The sequence below is a fragment of the Vibrio sp. NFR genome (assembly GCF_027587095.1).
Lineage (GTDB): Bacteria > Pseudomonadota > Gammaproteobacteria > Enterobacterales > Vibrionaceae > Vibrio > Vibrio harveyi.
Map to the genome: position 1 here is coordinate 65,497 of NZ_JAPPTN010000019.1, position 16,970 is coordinate 82,466.

19 protein-coding genes are annotated in these 16,970 nt (G+C 46.5%); 10 read left to right on the forward strand and 9 right to left on the reverse strand.

Going from position 1 to position 16,970, the window contains the following annotated elements; all coding sequences use genetic code 11:
* Nucleotides 1–27: 27 nt before the first annotated feature.
* Together OH463_RS24480 and trhA are read left to right on the forward strand one after the other, a co-directional pair.
* The gene (locus tag OH463_RS24480) at nt 28–834 is read left to right on the forward strand and encodes a sporulation protein (protein ID WP_269992949.1); all 807 of its coding nucleotides are present in this window, start codon (nt 28–30) and stop codon (nt 832–834) included.
* Between the two features lie 72 nt (nt 835–906).
* Nucleotides 907–1,560 (forward strand): PAQR family membrane homeostasis protein TrhA, encoded by a 654-nt coding sequence (gene trhA / locus OH463_RS24485; RefSeq protein ID WP_005450987.1) that lies wholly within the window; start codon nt 907–909, stop codon nt 1,558–1,560.
* A 38-nt stretch (nt 1,561–1,598) separates the two neighbouring features.
* Here the strand turns inward: trhA and OH463_RS24490 are convergent, their stop codons facing one another.
* From OH463_RS24490 to def, 6 genes are all read right to left on the reverse strand, one after another.
* A complete protein-coding gene (locus OH463_RS24490; RefSeq protein ID WP_005450985.1) occupies nt 1,599–2,228 on the reverse strand; it encodes a DUF3157 family protein in 630 nt (209 codons plus the stop codon).
* 25 nt (nt 2,229–2,253) lie between these two features.
* On the reverse strand, nt 2,254–3,699 hold the full coding sequence (locus OH463_RS24495; protein ID WP_005450983.1) for a TrkH family potassium uptake protein: 1,446 nt from the start codon (nt 3,697–3,699) through the stop codon (nt 2,254–2,256).
* A gap of 9 nt (nt 3,700–3,708) precedes the next feature.
* Nucleotides 3,709–5,085, reverse strand: a complete 1,377-nt coding sequence (gene trkA, locus OH463_RS24500) for a Trk system potassium transporter TrkA (RefSeq protein WP_005429806.1) — start codon at nt 5,083–5,085, stop codon at nt 3,709–3,711.
* A gap of 64 nt (nt 5,086–5,149) precedes the next feature.
* Nucleotides 5,150–6,433, reverse strand: coding sequence for a 16S rRNA (cytosine(967)-C(5))-methyltransferase RsmB (rsmB, locus tag OH463_RS24505; RefSeq protein WP_269992951.1), 1,284 nt, complete (start codon nt 6,431–6,433; stop codon nt 5,150–5,152).
* Nucleotides 6,434–6,514: 81 nt separating this feature from the next.
* Nucleotides 6,515–7,462 carry a methionyl-tRNA formyltransferase gene (gene fmt / locus OH463_RS24510; RefSeq protein ID WP_038897978.1) on the reverse strand — a complete coding sequence of 316 codons (948 nt, stop codon included), beginning with the start codon at nt 7,460–7,462 and terminating at the stop codon, nt 6,515–6,517.
* A gap of 33 nt (nt 7,463–7,495) precedes the next feature.
* On the reverse strand, nt 7,496–8,014 hold the full coding sequence (gene def / locus OH463_RS24515) for a peptide deformylase (RefSeq protein WP_005450979.1): 519 nt from the start codon (nt 8,012–8,014) through the stop codon (nt 7,496–7,498).
* A 138-nt stretch (nt 8,015–8,152) separates the two neighbouring features.
* On the opposite strand from def, the gene OH463_RS24520 reads away from it, so the two are divergent.
* Genes OH463_RS24520 through OH463_RS24535 form a run of 4 tightly spaced genes read left to right on the forward strand, consistent with a single transcriptional unit; the run spans nt 8,153 to nt 11,415 of the window.
* Nucleotides 8,153–9,247 carry a LysM peptidoglycan-binding domain-containing protein gene (locus OH463_RS24520; RefSeq protein ID WP_009699077.1) on the forward strand — a complete coding sequence of 365 codons (1,095 nt, stop codon included), beginning with the start codon at nt 8,153–8,155 and terminating at the stop codon, nt 9,245–9,247.
* Entirely contained in the window at nt 9,231–10,340 is a 1,110-nt protein-coding gene (dprA, locus tag OH463_RS24525) for a DNA-processing protein DprA (RefSeq protein WP_269992954.1), read from the forward strand. Before OH463_RS24520 ends, dprA begins: the two co-directional genes overlap by 17 nt.
* A gap of 2 nt (nt 10,341–10,342) precedes the next feature.
* Nucleotides 10,343–10,822 carry a DUF494 family protein gene (locus tag OH463_RS24530; RefSeq protein WP_005429833.1) on the forward strand — a complete coding sequence of 160 codons (480 nt, stop codon included), beginning with the start codon at nt 10,343–10,345 and terminating at the stop codon, nt 10,820–10,822.
* 23 nt (nt 10,823–10,845) lie between these two features.
* Nucleotides 10,846–11,415 (forward strand): DNA topoisomerase family protein, encoded by a 570-nt coding sequence (locus OH463_RS24535; protein WP_005450974.1) that lies wholly within the window; start codon nt 10,846–10,848, stop codon nt 11,413–11,415.
* A 63-nt stretch (nt 11,416–11,478) separates the two neighbouring features.
* Here OH463_RS24535 and OH463_RS24540 read toward each other — a convergent pair whose 3' ends face one another.
* Both OH463_RS24540 and purE read right to left on the reverse strand, forming a co-directional pair.
* Nucleotides 11,479–12,612 carry a 5-(carboxyamino)imidazole ribonucleotide synthase gene (locus tag OH463_RS24540; RefSeq protein ID WP_047517487.1) on the reverse strand — a complete coding sequence of 378 codons (1,134 nt, stop codon included), beginning with the start codon at nt 12,610–12,612 and terminating at the stop codon, nt 11,479–11,481.
* A gap of 4 nt (nt 12,613–12,616) precedes the next feature.
* Entirely contained in the window at nt 12,617–13,102 is a 486-nt protein-coding gene (gene purE, locus OH463_RS24545) for a 5-(carboxyamino)imidazole ribonucleotide mutase (protein WP_005440742.1), read from the reverse strand.
* A gap of 199 nt (nt 13,103–13,301) precedes the next feature.
* On the opposite strand from purE, the gene OH463_RS24550 reads away from it, so the two are divergent.
* The 4 genes from OH463_RS24550 (at nt 13,302) to OH463_RS24565 (ending at nt 16,014) form a co-directional block, all read left to right on the forward strand.
* Nucleotides 13,302–13,859 (forward strand): L-threonylcarbamoyladenylate synthase, encoded by a 558-nt coding sequence (locus tag OH463_RS24550; RefSeq protein WP_005450969.1) that lies wholly within the window; start codon nt 13,302–13,304, stop codon nt 13,857–13,859.
* A gap of 34 nt (nt 13,860–13,893) precedes the next feature.
* On the forward strand, nt 13,894–14,811 hold the full coding sequence (gene hemF / locus OH463_RS24555; RefSeq protein ID WP_009699076.1) for an oxygen-dependent coproporphyrinogen oxidase: 918 nt from the start codon (nt 13,894–13,896) through the stop codon (nt 14,809–14,811).
* A gap of 102 nt (nt 14,812–14,913) precedes the next feature.
* Nucleotides 14,914–15,747 (forward strand): shikimate dehydrogenase, encoded by an 834-nt coding sequence (aroE, locus tag OH463_RS24560; RefSeq protein ID WP_017190966.1) that lies wholly within the window; start codon nt 14,914–14,916, stop codon nt 15,745–15,747.
* 3 nt (nt 15,748–15,750) lie between these two features.
* The gene (locus OH463_RS24565; protein WP_005450963.1) at nt 15,751–16,014 is read left to right on the forward strand and encodes a DUF1488 domain-containing protein; all 264 of its coding nucleotides are present in this window, start codon (nt 15,751–15,753) and stop codon (nt 16,012–16,014) included.
* Between the two features lie 20 nt (nt 16,015–16,034).
* On the opposite strand, the gene OH463_RS24570 is transcribed toward OH463_RS24565, so the two are convergent.
* Nucleotides 16,035–16,589: a gamma carbonic anhydrase family protein gene (locus OH463_RS24570; protein ID WP_005450962.1), complete on the reverse strand. Its 555-nt coding sequence runs from the start codon at nt 16,587–16,589 to the stop codon at nt 16,035–16,037.
* Nucleotides 16,590–16,970 lie beyond the last annotated feature (381 nt).

The window sequence follows — 16,970 nt, forward strand, 5'->3', positions numbered from 1 at the left end:
TATGAGATCTCTACGAAGGAGGTGCATATGTCATTTTTGAAGAAGACACTTGCGAGTTTTGGGATCGGCAGTGCTAAGGTCGATTCGATCCTAAACCAAGATGTACTGTATCCCGGTCAGAGCGTTGATGTTTCTATCCACGTGTATGGCGGAGCGACTGAACAAGCGATCGACAACATCGATCTGAAGCTTTGTTGCCGTTACATTGCAGAAGCGCCTGATGATCGCGGAGCTCGCGAAGGACACAGCATGCGTCGGGTACCGCAAACGCATGTGCTTGCTAAGTGGAACCTCCCATACGCATTTACTATCCATCCCGGCGAAGACCGTACTTTTGAGGTTAAACTCGATGTGCCTTGGAATACGCCTGTGACCATTGGTGATGCCAAAGTTTGGCTAGAGACCGGCCTAGACGTTGCGATGGCGCTCGACCCTACCGACAAAGACATTCTTACTGTTAGACCTGACCCACTTATGGATGCCATTTTGTCTGCTTTTGAATCGCAAGGTTTGCGTATCCGCCAAGTCGAGTGTGAAGAAGTGAAAGGCTTTGATTTGCCATTCGTGCAAGAGTTTGAAATGGTGCCAACCGATGGACCATATCATGGCGTATGGCGTGAATTAGAGTTTGTTGCTCATCGCGACGAGCAGGCTCTTAAACTTTGGTTTGAAGTTGACCGTACACGAAGTGGGGCGAGTGGCATGTTGGCGAGCCTACTAGGCAGCGGCAAACTTAAACGAGAACTGAGCATTCCAGTTAGCACCCAATTAGAAGATGTAGGTCCGCTGGTACTGAGTTACCTTGAGCAAACCATTGCTGCCCACGAGTCATAATTTAAGCTTACACGTGTAAGCTTAATGTGCCATACTAGAGTGAATATTCGAAACTCTAGTATAGGCGCGTTCATGTCCTCACCACAGAAAGCACAATACAGTCAGGGCGAAGAGCTAGCCAACTCGATCACTCATGGTATTGGGATGATTTTCGGCATCGTTGGTTTGGTGTTGCTTTTAATCAAGGCGATCGACCACCAAGCGGATACGTTGACCATTACCAGCATGGCAATATACGGCTCTAGTATGATTGTCCTGTTTCTGGCATCCACGCTCTACCACGCCATTCCGTACCCCAAAGCTAAACGTTGGCTGAAAACCTTCGATCACTGCGCCATCTATCTTTTGATTGCAGGCAGCTACACGCCGTTTTTATTGGTGAGTCTGCGTACTCCATTAGCGATTGGGCTGATGATTGTGATTTGGACCATTGCGCTGATTGGCATCATCATGAAAGTTGCATTTGTATATCGATTCAAGAAGCTGTCTTTGATGACGTATCTGGTGATGGGGTGGTTGTCGCTGATTGTGATTTATCAGTTGGCGATTAATTTAGATATTGGTGGTTTGACACTATTAGCGGCGGGTGGATTGGTGTATTCAATTGGGGTGATTTTCTACGTAGCGAAACGAATCCCATTTAATCACGCAATTTGGCACGGCTTTGTTTTGGCGGGGTGTGTATGCCATTTCTTCGCTATTTACTACTTTGTCGAGCCTATTTAGTTGATAGAAATAGACTCGACTAAGCATATTTTATTGTATTAGCGGGTCTTCACTTCTAATACTTCTGCCGAGAACTGGTATTGCTGCGACTGTGGTACTGCCAGCTTGATTGCTTTACCTTGCTCAGCTTGTTGCGGACGTAGGTAAGTGTCTGCCATACGTTTGATGGATTGCCAAACTGTGACGCTTTCTTTCGCCAACGGTTTACCAGACATATCGAATACCTGTACTTCCACTTCAACCTGAATCACCGATTGTGAGCTTTGATTGGTTACTGAGGTCGGTAGGATCAGTTCACCGTCTTCATAACGCGCTGAACCAATTAACACATCCACACCAGAGTCGGACAGCTGCATTGTCGGCTTCTTCGCATTCACGACTATGGTTGTGCCCACTTTTTTGTTTACGACTGGAATTGTTGCAATCTCAGGTGCTTTAGTGGTTTGCGTGGTGACTGCTTCTACGGCTGTTGTTGATGCAACAACCGCAGCCGCCTCTACCGCCTCAACTTTTTCTAATGTGTTTTCAGACGCTGCTTTCTTCACGACGTACTCCCATGTGAAGTCGTCATTCAATTTTACTTCGCGCCCATCTGCTAGCTTCACGACTTCAGCTGCGTAAACGGATGAAGAGGCGAGTAGGGTCGCCAGAGTGATCCATGTTTTCATTGTTATACCTTTTATTTGAGTCTGTTTAACGGCGCCAAAACGCAGGGAAGAACAGTACAAGAATAGTCAGAATTTCCAAACGCCCCATTAACATACCAAAGCTTAATAACCATTTTGCAGTGTCAGGCAGTGGGGCAAAGTTACCCGTTGGTCCAATGATGTCACCCATCCCCGGTCCCACGTTTGCAACTGCGGTAATCGACCCCGAAATACTGGTGACTGGATCAAGACCGAGAGCACTTAAACAACCAGCAATGAAGATGATGGTGATGAAAAACATCAAACCAAACGCCACCACAGAGCGAACAATATCGTCGTTTACAGGGCGTTGATTGTAGCGCTGAACAAAAACACCTGAAGGGTGAATAAGCTTCATGATTTGCTTGTTGAGTAGTGTCATCGCGATCTGAAAACGGAAGATTTTAATCCCGCCTGAGGTGGAGCCTGAACATGCGCCTGCCATCATCAAGAAAGCAAACAATGTCGATGGCAATGCGCCCCAAGCTGTGAAATCTTCCAGGCCAAAACCCGTAGTGGTGACCACTGAAACAATATTGAACATTGAAACTCGCAGTGCATCCAAAATGGTGTAGCCATCACGAAGTACCAACCAAGCGGCGACCACTAAGCTTGAGAACAAAAATAGGTAAGCAAAGCCGCGAACTTGGGCGTCTTTCATCAAGACATCGATACTGCGCTTACGTAATGCCGCTACGAACAGTAGGAATGGCAAACCACCGAGGAACATAAAGGTGGTTGCAACCCAATGAGCACCGTTGGAGAAATGGTTCATCGAACCATCTGATGTCGAGTAACCGCCGGTGGATAGAGTCGTGAATGCGTGGTTGATTGCTTCAAACAGGTTCATGCCAGTTAACAAGTATCCCACGATACACAAGCCTGTCAGCATCAAATACACCAATACGATGTTCTTCGCGACAGTCTTAGCTCTTGGGCTGCTTTTGTCTGACCAATCGGAGGATTCGGTTTGGAATAGCTTCATACCACCAACGTTAAGCATCGGTAGGATAGCTACTGCCATCACGATAAAGCCAATACCACCCAGCCATTGCAAGATAGAACGCCACAGTAAGATGCTTGGCGCCATGTTGTCTAAGCCACTAAGTACGGTCGAACCCGTAGTCGTGATACCTGACATGGTTTCGAAGTAGGCGTCGGTAAAGCTGATATGGTTGATAAAGACAAATGGCAGTGCGGCAAACGCACTGGCGATAGTCCATACCAAACTGGTGATGAGAAACATATCACGCACGCTGAGTTTGAATTTGGCGGTTCGACCAATCGTTAAACAGATAAAAGCGGCGAGATGAGTGATCACTACGGCCTGGGCGAAGTCGAGGAACCCGCCCGTACCGGTGAAAAACGCGACCAAAGTCGGCACGTACATAAAAAGGGCTAGTTTGGATAAAACCAGCCCGATAACAAACAGTACGGGACGTAAGTTGACCATAGGAAAATCCTAGAGGAAGAATGGACTCGGCTGGAACAGCGCTTCGACGTCTGGTACGTACTTTTTGTCGACCAGGAACATCACGACGTGGTCATCTTGTTCGATGACAGTACGATCGTGTGCGATAAGAACTTCTTCGCCACGAACGATAGCACCAATAGTGGTTCCTGGTGGGAGTTTGATATCGCCAATCGCGCGACCCACCACTTTGGATGTGGTTTCGTCACCGTGCGCAACGGCTTCGATTGCTTCGGCTGCGCCACGACGCAGTGAAGAAACGTTCACGATGTCAGCACGGCGAACGTGCGTTAGTAGAGCAGAAATCGTCGCTTGCTGTGGTGAGATTGCCACATCAATCACGCCGCCTTGTACAAGGTCGACATAAGCGCCGCGTTGGATTAGCACCATCACTTTCTTTGCGCCCATGCGTTTTGCCAACATCGCTGACATGATGTTGGTCTCATCTTCGTTAGTCAGCGCGATGAACACGTCTACTTGGTCAATGTTTTCTTCAGTCAGCAGTTCTTGATCTGCCGCATCACCACAGAAGACGATGGTATTTTCTAGTTGCTCGGACAGCTTTTCTGCACGCTGATAGTTACGTTCGATCAGCTTCACGCTGTAAGTTTGTTCAAGGCGTTTGGCTAAACTCGCACCGATGTTACCACCGCCAACAATCATGATGCGGCGGTAAGGTTTCTCAAGTCGCTGAAGCTCACTCATTACCGAGCGAATGTGGTTACTTGCTGCAACGAAGAACACCTCATCATCAGCTTCAATGATGGTAGTGCCTTGTGGACGAATAGGACGACCCTGACGGAAAATCGCAGCAACACGAGTATCGATGTGTGGCATGTGCTCACGCAGGGCAGACAGAGCGTTGCCCACAAGCGGACCACCGTAATAGGCTTTAACGGCTACTAGGCTGACTTTCTGCTCGGCAAAGCTTACCACTTGCAGTGCGCCTGGGTATTGGATGAGGCGCTCGATGTAGCTCGTTACCAGCTCTTCTGGTGCGATAAGGTGATCGACAGGAATGGCACCAGACTTAAATAGGGCTTCTTTTTCTGCCAGATACTCTGGAGAACGAATACGTGCAACACGGTTTGGGGTATTGAACAGAGTGAACGCAACTTGACAGGCTGCCATGTTGGTCTCATCGGTGTTGGTTACTGCGACAAGCATATCGGCGTCTTGCGCACCGGCTTCGTGCAGAACATCTGGGTGGCTTGCGTGACCGTTGACCACTCGTAGGTCGTATTTGTCTTGTAACTCACGCAGTCGGTCGCCATTTTTGTCGACGATGGTGATGTCGTTGTTCTCACCAACTAGGTTTTCCGCCAGTGTGCCGCCAACCTGACCAGCACCAAGAATAATGATCTTCATACTCTTTACTCGTTATCTGAAAAAGGCGATTGAATTCACTTCAATCGCCCTATTTAGCATGCTGTTACGCGTGTTTTTTTGTTAGCACTGCGTAGTAGAAACCATCCATATCTTCTTCGCCTGGTAGAATCTGACGACCAGGTTGCTTTGGATCGGAGTCCACTAATTGCGCGTCTGCAGTACGTGCTAAGAACGCTTTTACTTGTTCCACGTTTTCTTGTGGTGTGATTGAACAAGTCGCGTAAACCATGGTGCCGCCAGGTTTTAGTTGCGCCCACATTGCATCAAAAATTTCGCTCTGTAGATCCGCAAGTGCGGCAATATCATCAGCACGACGTAGCCATTTGATGTCTGGGTGACGACGAATCACGCCAGTTGCAGAACACGGAGCATCCAGCAAAATGCGATCAAATTGTTCGCCTTGCCACCATTCTTGAGGATTACGCGCATCGCCGCAAACCACTTTTGCTTGAAGGTTGAGGCGCTTCAGGTTTTCGTGCACACGTTTAAGGCGCGTGTCATCGCAATCAATGGCAACCACTTCACTACCAGATGTACGCTCAAGAATGTGCGCTGTCTTACCGCCTGGTGCTGCGCAGCAGTCTAGGATCAGCTCGCCATCTTTTGGCTCAAGATAGTTAATCGACAGCTGCGCTGCCGCATCTTGCACCGATACCCAACCTTTTTCAAAGCCCGGCAGTTTCATCACATCGCATGGCGCCGCCAATTTTAGGGCCTCCATTGCTTGTGTGTGTGGCGTGCTATCAATGTTTTCATTTTTGAGTAGCGCAAGGTATTCATCACGAGTGTGGTGCTGGTGGTTTACACGCAGCCACATTGGCGCTTTCTGGTTGTTGGCTTCAACAATGCTTTCCCATTGTTGTGGGTAAGCTTCTTGCAGCAGTTTAAGTAACCAGCTCGGGTGACCGTATTTGCCCGCATTGTTGCTGACAGCCATTTGATCCAGTTCTTCTTGGTTGCGCTGGTAGTTACGTAATACTGCGTTGATAAGACCGCGCAAGCGGGGGCCTTTCAGCTCTTTAGTACCTTCAACCGTTTCACCCACTGCAGCGTGTGCAGGAATACGCATGAAGCTCAATTGGTAAATGCCAACCAAAATCAGGTGATGGAAAACGCGTTGTTTGCCCTTTAACGGCTTGTCCATCAACTGGTTTGCAATCATTTCTAGGCGAGGGAGGTAACGTAGAGCACCATAGCAAATTTCTTGCAAAAGAGCGTGATCACGTGGTCGTACGTTTTGTTGAGCCGCTGGAAGAGCGCTTGAAAGTGAGTGGCCCTTGTCGACGACAAGATACAAGACGTTGGCAGCCGCAGCGCGAACATTCATGATAAGTACCTTAAAGTAAAGGAGGGCATCTCTGCCCTCTAAAAGTTCGTATTATTGGTCTTTGACACGGTTATCTGGTTTTTAAACCAGTTGAGTGCCAACTTCAAACCAAGATGCACGTGAGTTCAGAATATCTTGAACTGACATGGCTTTTTTGCCCGGAACTTGCAGTTGTTCCAGAACCAATACACCGTTGCCTGTCGCAACATAAATACCGGTTTTGTCCGCTTGCAAAATGGTGCCTGCTGGCTTGTCGCTGGTTTGATCCGTGACACGACTTTCCCATACTTTGATGCTGTTTTCAGCCGCTTCAAAGTGGCTCATTGGCCATGGGTTGAATGCGCGAACACAACGTTCAATGTGCGCAGCATCATCGTTCCAATCAATGCGCGCTTCTTCTTTGCTCAGCTTCTTCGCGTAGTTTGCTAACTCGTCGTCTTGTTTCACGGGCTCTGCTTTGCCGGCTGCGATGTCTGCTAAACAATCAATCAGCGCATCAGGACCTAAACCTGCGAGTTTTTCGTACATTGATGCACTAGTGTCGCTTGCTTCAATCGGTAACGTTGCGATTTTAAGCATGTCACCCGTATCCAAACCAATGTCCATCTGCATAATGGTAACACCAGTTTCAGCATCACCTGCCCAAATTGAACGTTGGATAGGAGCTGCGCCACGCCAACGAGGAAGAATCGAACCGTGAACATTGATACAGCCTAGTTTAGGCGTGTCTAACACAACTTGCGGAAGTAATAGACCATAAGCGACAACAACCATGATGTCGGCATTCAGATCCGCTAGTTCTTGCTTAGCCTCATCTGATTTGAAGTTTTCTGGTTGATAAACCGGAATGTCATGCTCAAGCGCGATGGTTTTTACTGGGCTTGCAGTAAGCTTCTTACCACGGCCTGCTGGGCGATCTGGTTGAGTATAAACCGCAATTACTTCGTGCTCCGAAGACAACAACGCCGCCAAGTGACGGGCGGCGAAATCCGGAGTACCTGCAAAGACAATACGTAAAGACTGACTCAAGGTAGGCTTCCTTCTAATTAAATTGTATCGAGATTAAGCGTTTTGCTGTTTCTCGTTAAAGCGTTTGATTTTTGCTAGCTTGTCCTGAATACGCTTACGCTTCAGTGGCGATAGGTAATCAACGAACAACTTACCCATCAAATGGTCTAGTTCGTGTTGAACACAGATGGCTAGCAGATCGTCGGCTTCAAAAGTGTACTCTTTGCCATCACGATCTAGTGCTTTAACAGTAACTTCAGCAGCACGCGGCACAAGTGCACGAGCACCTGGTACCGATAGACAGCCTTCTTCGATGCCATCTTCGCCACGCTTTTCCAGAATCTCAGGGTTGATAAGCACCATTGGCTCATCACGAGTTTCTGAAATATCAATTACTACGATACGTTTGTGGATATCAACCTGCGTTGCAGCCAGGCCAATACCCTCTTCGTCGTACATGGTTTCAATCATGTCATCGACGATTTTTTGAATCTCAGGTGTCACCTCTTCTACAGGTTTTGCAACGGTACGCAGGCGATCATCTGGGAATGTTAATACTTGTAATACAGACATATTCACTCGAAATATTGAACTGTGCCGTAACAGCACAAACCTTGTTGGCTCAATTCTAGACATTTTATGACCTAAATGACAGCATCCTTATACCAATTTCCATTCTGGTAGTTGCCTAACAGACCAAGGACGAGGGTCATGAATCGAATTTTCCGCAACGTTTCTCGCATTACGTTGCCGTTACTTTTCTCTTTCAATGCCGTAGCAAACACGGACTCCCAACCGCTTACCGTCAAAGATGACGCACCTAAAACTTATGTTGTGGTCAAAGGTGACACGCTTTGGGATATTTCAGCAATGTATCTGGATAGCCCATGGTTGTGGCCTCGTTTGTGGCAGGTCAATCCAGAGATCGATAATCCGCACCTTATTTATCCCGGAGACAAGTTGTCGCTGGTATGGATTAATGGTCAACCAGTATTGAGCTTAAAAGCGGTGAAAAAGCTCAGCCCTAAAGCTCGTATCACGGAAAAGAAAGCGGTGCCAACCGTTGCTGAAGGTTTGGTTATGCCTTACCTCAAGTCGGACCGTTTGGTGGACGATGAAACGCTAGAAAACGCGGCTAAAGTGATGGGTAGTAGCAAAGGCAGTAAATATCTGACTGCTGAGGACACCCTGTATATTAGTGGTGAACAAACGGCGACAGGTTGGGCTATCTATCGTCCAGTCGAAACATTTTCCCGTGAAGACGTATCTAAGCAAATTACCGCTTTACGTTTGATTGCAAAAGGGGAACTTATCGAGGCATCAAGTGAGTACTCAGGATTAAAGATCACCACTCAACTGCAAGAGATTATTCGTAATGATATCGCTTTGCCGGTCCAAACATTAGAAAATGGTGATTTCACGACGACCTTTTACCCACAGCCATCACCAAAAGGCAGTTCTGCAGTATTGCTGGGTAATATTGAGGGCATTCGATTTAGCTCAACCAATCAAGTGGTTGTGATTGATAAAGGAACATCCGATCAACTTCGCCAAGGCAGTGTGTTTGATCTTAAAGAAGATGCGCACCCGGTTTTCAAAGGTGGCGATGGTTTTGTGAAAGACAGTGGCTTACTCGACTCTAAGATCACCTTGCCGCAAAGTAAGGTTGGTGAACTGCTGGTCATTCGTCCTTATGAATATTTCAGTCTTGCACTGATTACCAATAGCACTAAGCCAATCAATAAAGAGGTATCAGTGGTTTCTCCTCTGGCTGAGGAATCGACCACGAATGAAACTACGCAATGATACTGACCTCGCCGCCTGGTTAAAGCTGAGCTGCTTGCCAGGCATTGGCGGGGTGAAGATGAATAAGCTGCTGAGTAAAGATACGCCAAGCAATATTGTCAGATACTCAACTGAGCAGCTTCAGCTTTTGGGTTTTACTACGAAGCAACTGCAAGCATGGTCTGAGGTCGATAAAGAAGTCGACGCTTGTCTTACTTGGGCTAGCGCCTCATCTCATCATCATATTGTTACTTTGGCGGATACTCTGTATCCCCCACTTCTCAAACAAACGGTCGCTCCACCTCCTTTACTATTTATAAAGGGAGAAGCGAGTTATTTGTCTCAACCTCAAATTGCCATGGTCGGCAGCCGTAATGCTAGTGTTTATGGGCTTCAACACGCACGTCAGTTCGCTGCAGATTTGGTGAAACATGATCTGATTGTTACCAGTGGTTTGGCTTTGGGTATCGATGGACACGCTCATGATGGTGCTTTGCAAGCGGACGGTAAAACCATTGCGGTATTGGGTTCAGGGTTAGAGCAAGTTTATCCAGCCCGTCACCGAGGTTTAGCGCGGCGAGTGATGGAAAACGGTGCGTTAGTCTCTGAGTTTCGCCCAGATGCAAAACCTCGAGCAGAAAACTTCCCACGACGTAATCGAATCATTAGTGGTTTGTCGCTTGGCGTGTTGGTTGTCGAAGCAGCAGAAAAGAGTGGCTCATTAATCACCGCTCGCTACGCTCTTGAGCAAGACCGTGAAGTTTTCGCTATACCAGCTTCGATTAATGCTCCCAATGCCAGTGGTGGTAATCAGTTGATTCGTAATGGGGCTTGTCTCGTACAAAACACTCAAGAGGTGTTGAATGAAATACAGTCTTTGCTCGACTGGTCTATTAATCAGAGCTTGGATTTATTTTCTACGCCAATTGATGAAGAAGAATTGCCATTTCCTCAGCTGTTAGCTAACGTAGGAAATGAGGCTACACCAGTTGATATTCTTGCAAGCAGGACCAATATACCTGTCCAAGAAGTCATGATGCAGCTCTTAGAGCTTGAGCTTTCAGGGCATGTTGTTGCAGTATCCGGTGGCTATATTCGAAAGGGGAGGGGCTAGCTATGATGATGGATATACTTATGTATCTATTCGAAACCTACATCCATAGCGATGCAGAGTTACAGGTCGAACAAGACGAGTTGGAAGATGAATTGCTTCGTGCAGGCTTCCAGCAAAAAGACATCTACAAAGCCCTTGTCTGGTTAGAAGAGCTGGCAGCATTGCAACAAAGTGATGAACATTCAGCGATTTCAACTTGCATAGCATCGGCATCAACACGTATCTATACGGCATCAGAGATGCAGCGCTTAGATCTTGAATGTCGTGGTTTTCTGCTGTTCTTAGAGCAAATTAATGTTCTAACCACAGAAACACGTGAGATGGTTATCGATCGTGTAATGGGGCTAGAAACCAATGAATTTGAGCTTGAAGACCTTAAGTGGATCATTCTTATGGTTCTGTTTAATGTCCCTGGCAACGAAAATGCCTACACGCTGATGGAAGAGCTGCTGTACACCAAGGAACAGGGTATTCTTCACTAATATCTTCTGCTTTAACGGTGAGTATGAGTAGTAAAATCGATCACAACCTTTTCTCGGCACACGAGCATGCGCTTGAGAGAGAGCCGTGCCCTAAATGTGGTGGGGAAGTCAGGCTGAAACATGGCAAACATGGTCCTTTTCTTGGTTGTAGCCAATACCCAAGCTGCGACTATATCAAGCCGTTGCACAGTAATGATGGCCACATCGTAAAAGAGTTAGGTGTGCCTTGCCCTGACTGTGGCAATGAGTTGGTGCTCCGACAAGGGCGATACGGCATGTTCGTTGGCTGTAGTCATTACCCAACTTGTCATCATATCGAATCAATCAATCAGCCCGAACCCGAGCAAGAATCGAAAGAGCTATACGCTTGCCCTGAGTGTGGTAAAGGGCATTTAGTTGAACGTAAGACCCGATTTGGTAAGACATTCTACGCGTGTGATAACTATCCGAAGTGCAAGTTTGCGGTAAACTTACCACCTGTAAGAGGTCGCTGTGAGGAATGCGGGTTTACCTTGTTGGTAGAAAAGAAACTCGCCAGCGGGGTTAAGTTGCAATGTGCAAGTCGCAAGTGCCAGCATACACAATCACAATAAATCTCAGGCAAAATTAAAAAGGGTCGCATCATGCGACCCTTTGTTGTCTATTTATCAACTTTTCTATGCTTGCCACTGTTTGGCAAATTCATGAACTGCTGGGAAGGTTTCTTCATCAAGCACGTTTGTTAATGCACACAACCTACGATTCAACTCACCAGTGTAATCAGCGCATACGTTGATATGACCCATCTTACGACCTTCTCGTTTCTCTTTGCCATACCAATGAATATGGCAACCATTCATCGCGAGTAGCGCATCTGGCAAGGTATCTTCACCGAGAATATTGATCATCGAGGTCTCGCGAACGAGCTTAGTACTACCTAAAGGCATACCACACACAGCGCGTAGGTGGTTCTCAAACTGACAAGTTTCTGCACCCTGCTGAGTCCAGTGACCTGAGTTGTGTACGCGTGGTGCGATTTCGTTAACCAGCAACTTGCCGTCAACGTCGAAGAACTCCAGGGCTAGCACGCCAACGTAATTCAAACTATTGGCGACGGCCGTGAACATCTCTTTTGCTTGTTCTTGCAACTCTGGAGCATCAATTGCTGTTGAGAGGCTTAATACACCATTTGTGTGGATGTTTTCTGCGAGAGGGTAAACTTCAATACTGCCATCGTTACTGCGAGCACCAATCAGTGAAACTTCACGGTTAAAAGGAACAAACTCCTCAGCAACAATGGCTTGAGTTGGTGTTGAAGCAATGCATTCCACCATTTCTGTCCAAATTATGTCGATCTGAGAAGGTTCTTTTAAACGCCACTGACCTTTTCCATCGTAACCGCCCAATGCACTTTTCAGAACCATTGGCATGCCGACGTGTTCAATTGCGCGGTCAAAATCTTCACGAGTTTTGATCACATAGTATTTCGCATTACGTACGCCAGCATCATCAAGTAATGCCTTTTCAATGCGGCGATCACCGCCTGCTTTGATAGCTTGTGTACTTGGTAAGAACTTACCGCTCGCTTCGCAAATATCAAGCACGTCATGCGGGATATGCTCGAACTCAGCAGTGATTACATCAACTTGTTCGATCGCATTTTCTAAGCCGTTGCCTAGTACATGTTGAGTCAGTGGATGAACGATATTACCGCTGCCCACATCGTAAGCTGAAATTTGAATATTCAGTGGCGCACCAGCCAGAGACATCATACGAGCTAACTGACCCGCACCAAGAACCAGTACATGCATCTGATTAATCCTCTGCAGGGTTTGGGTTCGCCAATACGGTTTCCGTTTGTTCGTTACGGAACGCTTCGACTTTTGCCATGATCGCTTCATCATGTGTACCAAGGATTTGAGCCGCTAGGATACCAGCGTTTGCTGCGCCTGCTTCGCCAATAGCTAATGTACCAACCGCAATACCTTTTGGCATCTGTACGATAGAAAGTAGTGAGTCCATGCCTTTCAGTGCGCGAGACTGAACGGGAACGCCAAGTACAGGTACGCTGGTAAACGCCGCCGCCATGCCTGGTAGGTGGGCAGCACCGCCCGCACCTGCGATGATGACTTTAATGCCACGTTCTTTAGCACTGCTTGCGTAATCAGCCAACAATTGAGGAGTACGGTGAGCTGACACCACCTTTGTTTCGTAAGACACGCCAAATTGATCCAGCATGTCCGCTGCTAGTTTCATGGTTGGCCAATCTGATTTAGAACCCATGATGATACCGACTTTCATCTCAAACTCCTTCAAGCTGCAAAATTAGGTGAGCTGATAAATTTGTGCGCATTATACGGGGATTTTTACCTCAAGCAAACGTTTGCGTGTGTTTGTAAATACGATTGATACATTTTATAAACAAATTGCTTTAGTCTCTGAGAATGAATATTTGTACACTTAGTACAAACACAACAGACAAGATTATCAGGAAGTACCGGTGGAGAACTTTGAACAGGTGCTAGAAGCACTACAAAAAGGCGAAGTGATTGCCTACCCAACAGAGGGGGTGTTTGGTGTTGGCTGTGACCCAGATAACCCAGAAGCGATTCAAAAATTGCTAGAGCTAAAACAACGCCCTGTTGAGAAAGGATTAATCTTAATTGCGGCAAACTATGAACAGCTTTTGCCTTATGTTGATGAATCTCAGTTGACTCAAGAGCAGTTAGATAAAGTACACGCAACATGGCCTGGTCCATACACTTGGATTATGCCTGCGAGTGACAAAGTTTCTCATTGGGTATCGGGGCAATTTGATTCGATTGCAGTGCGTGTGACGGATCATCCTTTGGTACAAAAGATGTGTAATGCTTTCGGAAAGCCGCTAACCTCTACCAGCGCGAACCTCACTGGTCAGCCTCCTTGTATGACGACTGAAGAAGTAGAGCAACAATTGGGTGACCGGCTTGTGGCGATCTTATGTGGTGAAACCAGCGGTCGTGACAAGCCTAGTGAAATTCGTGATGCTAAAACCTCGCAAATATTAAGACAGGGCTAACCCTGCTAGTCAGCAATCAATAGGTACTACACGTATGTCAGCAATCGATAAGCACGCCGTAAAACAGTTCCTGATGTCACTTCAGGATTCCATTTGTCAGCAGTTAGAACAAGAAGATGGAAAGGCCGTCTTTGTTGAAGACGCATGGCAACGTGAAAAAGGGGAGCGCCTTGGTGGTGGTGGTCGTACCCGTGTTTTGCGTGATGGTGACGTTTTTGAGCAAGGGGGAGTGAATTTCTCTCATGTCGAAGGTAATGAGATGCCAGCATCAGCCACGGCGCATCGTCCAGAGCTAGCTGGTCGCCGCTTTGAAGCGATGGGTGTTTCTTTGGTTATCCATCCTCACAACCCATATGTACCGACTTCTCACGCTAACGTACGCTTCTTTATCGCAGAGAAAGAGGGTGAAGAGCCTATCTGGTGGTTTGGTGGTGGTTTTGATCTAACACCTTTCTATCCATTCGAAGAAGATTGCCAATCATGGCATGAAACCGCAAAACAACTTTGTGCACCTTTCGGTGATGATGTCTATGCAGAACATAAAGCTTGGTGTGATAAGTATTTCTTCCTACCGCATCGAAATGAAACTCGTGGTGTTGGTGGTTTGTTCTTTGATGACCTAAACCAGTGGGAATTCGACAAGTGTTTTGATTACATCAAGGCGGTTGGTGAAGGATACTGCCAAGCTTACCTACCGATTGTGTCTCGTCGTAAAGAAATTGAATTCGGTGAGCGTGAGCGTGAATTCCAACTTTACCGTCGTGGTCGCTACGTTGAATTCAACCTAGTGTATGATCGTGGAACTCTATTTGGTCTGCAAAGTGGCGGTCGTACAGAGTCAATTCTTATGTCGATGCCACCACTTGCGCGTTGGGAATACAGCTATGAGCCACAACCTGGTTCTCCAGAGGCTGAACTTTACGAGCGATACTTAACGCCACGAGAGTGGTAAGCGTTGAATCTCCTTTTCTATATAGATAGATAGTGATAGGGTCATCTGTAATCAGATGGCCCTGTTTTTTCTCTATAGTAGGTAAGGAATAAAGGTAAGGAAATGACTCAGCAAATTGATCGCTATGCCGTGTTTGGTAATCCTATTGGACACAGCAAGTCGCCATTCATTCACACCTTGTTTGCTCGTCAAACCAATCAATCTTTGGTGTATACCGCAGAAAGTGCTCCTGTAGATGGTTTTATTGACGCAGCGAAGCTGTTCTTTGCTGAAGGAGGCAAGGGGTGCAATATCACCATGCCATTTAAAGAAGATGCTTATCAATTTGCTAGTAGACTGACCGAACGTGCTCAGTTAGCCGGGGCAGTCAATACGCTCAAGAAGTTAGATGATGGTGAGATCATTGGCGATAACACCGATGGAGCAGGTTTGGTTCAAGACCTACTTCAACATCAAGTTGTGTTAGAAGGTGCGCGAATCCTGATCATTGGCGCTGGCGGTGCCGCTCGTGGAGTGATCAAGCCACTTCTTGATCAAAAGCCTAGTTCTTTAACCATTACTAATCGAACCTTCAGCAAAGCGCAGGAGCTTGCAGAGTTGTTTATTGCACATGGCTCTATCATTGCCAAAGAGATGGATGATATTAGTGATGAGTTCGACGTGATTATTAACTCCACGTCTGCTTCCCTAAGTGGTGAGCTGCCGGCTATCTCCTCTTCTATCTTTGCAGCTAACAGTACGAGCTACGACATGATTTACGGGCAAGGGACGACCAGTTTTAACTTATGGGCAAAAGAAAGTGGTGCCGCTCATGCTTATGATGGTCTTGGGATGCTAGTGGGACAAGCTGCGGAAAGCTTTATGCTGTGGCGTGGTTTACGCCCTGGCGCAAAACAAATCCTTAGAGAATTAAGAAAGAACCTTGAAGGTCAGTAAACGATGAATCAGTCCATCTTATTCCCAGATATGCAATCATGGGATAAAACGTTACAAGCGGTAAACTTTACCGCGCAGCAATCAGGAGCTCTGATTGAATGCTATGTAACAAAGCAGAAGCTAGAAAAGCTTAGCGGCTCCCTGGTTGAAACTGAACAAGCGGCAATTAAAGTATTTATTGATTATCGATTCGACCTAGAAGAAATCGCGGAAGAGCTAATTGAAGATGAAGCCTTCAATGAAGAAGGCAATATCATCATCGATTAGCTTATTGCTAACCAACTGCATCATTCGTCGTTGACGTCTTCTACTTCGTTTATGTAGTCATTTTTATTCTGTACATAGTTATTGGCAGACTTTTGTAAGAAAGCTCGTTCATTCTCTGATAAGGGGCGAGCTTGTTTTACTGGACTACCAACATATAAATAGCCGCTTTCCAACCTTTTCCCCGGTGGGACTAAACTTCCAGCGCCTATCATTACGTCTGATTCGACAACAACGTTATCTAAAACGATCGCTCCCATACCAACCAATACACGATCGTGGATTTCGCAGCCGTGCAACATGACTTTATGACCAATAGTGACATCATTACCAATGATTAGCGGATAGCCGTTGGGATTCTCAGTATTTTTATGGGTTACATGCAGTACGCTACCATCTTGAATATTGGTTCGAGCACCAATGTGGATATGGTTCACATCACCACGAGCTGCAACTAATGGCCAAACACTCGAGTCGTCACCAATTTGGATATCACCGACAAGAACAGAAGTTGAGTCGACATATACGCGCTTGCCTAGTTGAGGTCGAATACCTTTATAACTTCTAATAGAACCCATCTTTACTCCTTATAAAGCGTTAATAATCGGGATATCTGGAGGGAAGAGTAGCAAAAACTCGCCTTTTAGAATAAAAAACACTCAAACAATAAAAAAATCAAAAAAAACGAGAAAAAGGGCTTGCCAATGTGATCGCAATCTCTATAATGCCACCTCGCTGACACGGCAACGCTTCGAAAGAAACGAAGTCAAGTTAGCAAGCCAATTAGCCAAGCGGAAACGCTTGATAAAAAGTTTGAAAAAAGTGATTGACACTAAACTTTAACTCGCTAAAATGGCCATCCGATTTGAGCAAAGCTCAATAGGAAAGCTCTTTAACAATATAGACCTATCAATCTGTGTGGGCGCTCGTTGATGATAATCCAATTAGAAGCTTAGGCT

Bases quoted from the DNA above. Each gene is read 5' to 3' on its own strand.
- trkA (WP_005429806.1), bottom strand. From the start codon at position 5,085: ATGAAGATCATTATTCTTGGTGCTGGTCAGGTTGGCGGCACACTGGCG.
- hemF (WP_009699076.1), top strand. From the start codon at position 13,894: ATGTCAGCAATCGATAAGCACGCCGTAAAACAGTTCCTGATGTCACTT.
- purE (WP_005440742.1), bottom strand. From the start codon at position 13,102: ATGAAAGTCGGTATCATCATGGGTTCTAAATCAGATTGGCCAACCATG.
- aroE (WP_017190966.1), top strand. From the start codon at position 14,914: ATGACTCAGCAAATTGATCGCTATGCCGTGTTTGGTAATCCTATTGGA.
- def (WP_005450979.1), bottom strand. From the start codon at position 8,014: ATGTCTGTATTACAAGTATTAACATTCCCAGATGATCGCCTGCGTACC.
- dprA (WP_269992954.1), top strand. From the start codon at position 9,231: ATGAAACTACGCAATGATACTGACCTCGCCGCCTGGTTAAAGCTGAGC.
- OH463_RS24490 (WP_005450985.1), bottom strand. From the start codon at position 2,228: ATGAAAACATGGATCACTCTGGCGACCCTACTCGCCTCTTCATCCGTT.
- OH463_RS24495 (WP_005450983.1), bottom strand. From the start codon at position 3,699: ATGGTCAACTTACGTCCCGTACTGTTTGTTATCGGGCTGGTTTTATCC.
- OH463_RS24540 (WP_047517487.1), bottom strand. From the start codon at position 12,612: ATGCATGTACTGGTTCTTGGTGCGGGTCAGTTAGCTCGTATGATGTCT.
- trhA (WP_005450987.1), top strand. From the start codon at position 907: ATGTCCTCACCACAGAAAGCACAATACAGTCAGGGCGAAGAGCTAGCC.
- OH463_RS24530 (WP_005429833.1), top strand. From the start codon at position 10,343: ATGATGATGGATATACTTATGTATCTATTCGAAACCTACATCCATAGC.
- OH463_RS24535 (WP_005450974.1), top strand. From the start codon at position 10,846: ATGAGTAGTAAAATCGATCACAACCTTTTCTCGGCACACGAGCATGCG.
- rsmB (WP_269992951.1), bottom strand. From the start codon at position 6,433: ATGAATGTTCGCGCTGCGGCTGCCAACGTCTTGTATCTTGTCGTCGAC.
- OH463_RS24565 (WP_005450963.1), top strand. From the start codon at position 15,751: ATGAATCAGTCCATCTTATTCCCAGATATGCAATCATGGGATAAAACG.
- OH463_RS24570 (WP_005450962.1), bottom strand. From the start codon at position 16,589: ATGGGTTCTATTAGAAGTTATAAAGGTATTCGACCTCAACTAGGCAAG.
- OH463_RS24520 (WP_009699077.1), top strand. From the start codon at position 8,153: ATGAATCGAATTTTCCGCAACGTTTCTCGCATTACGTTGCCGTTACTT.
- OH463_RS24480 (WP_269992949.1), top strand. From the start codon at position 28: ATGTCATTTTTGAAGAAGACACTTGCGAGTTTTGGGATCGGCAGTGCT.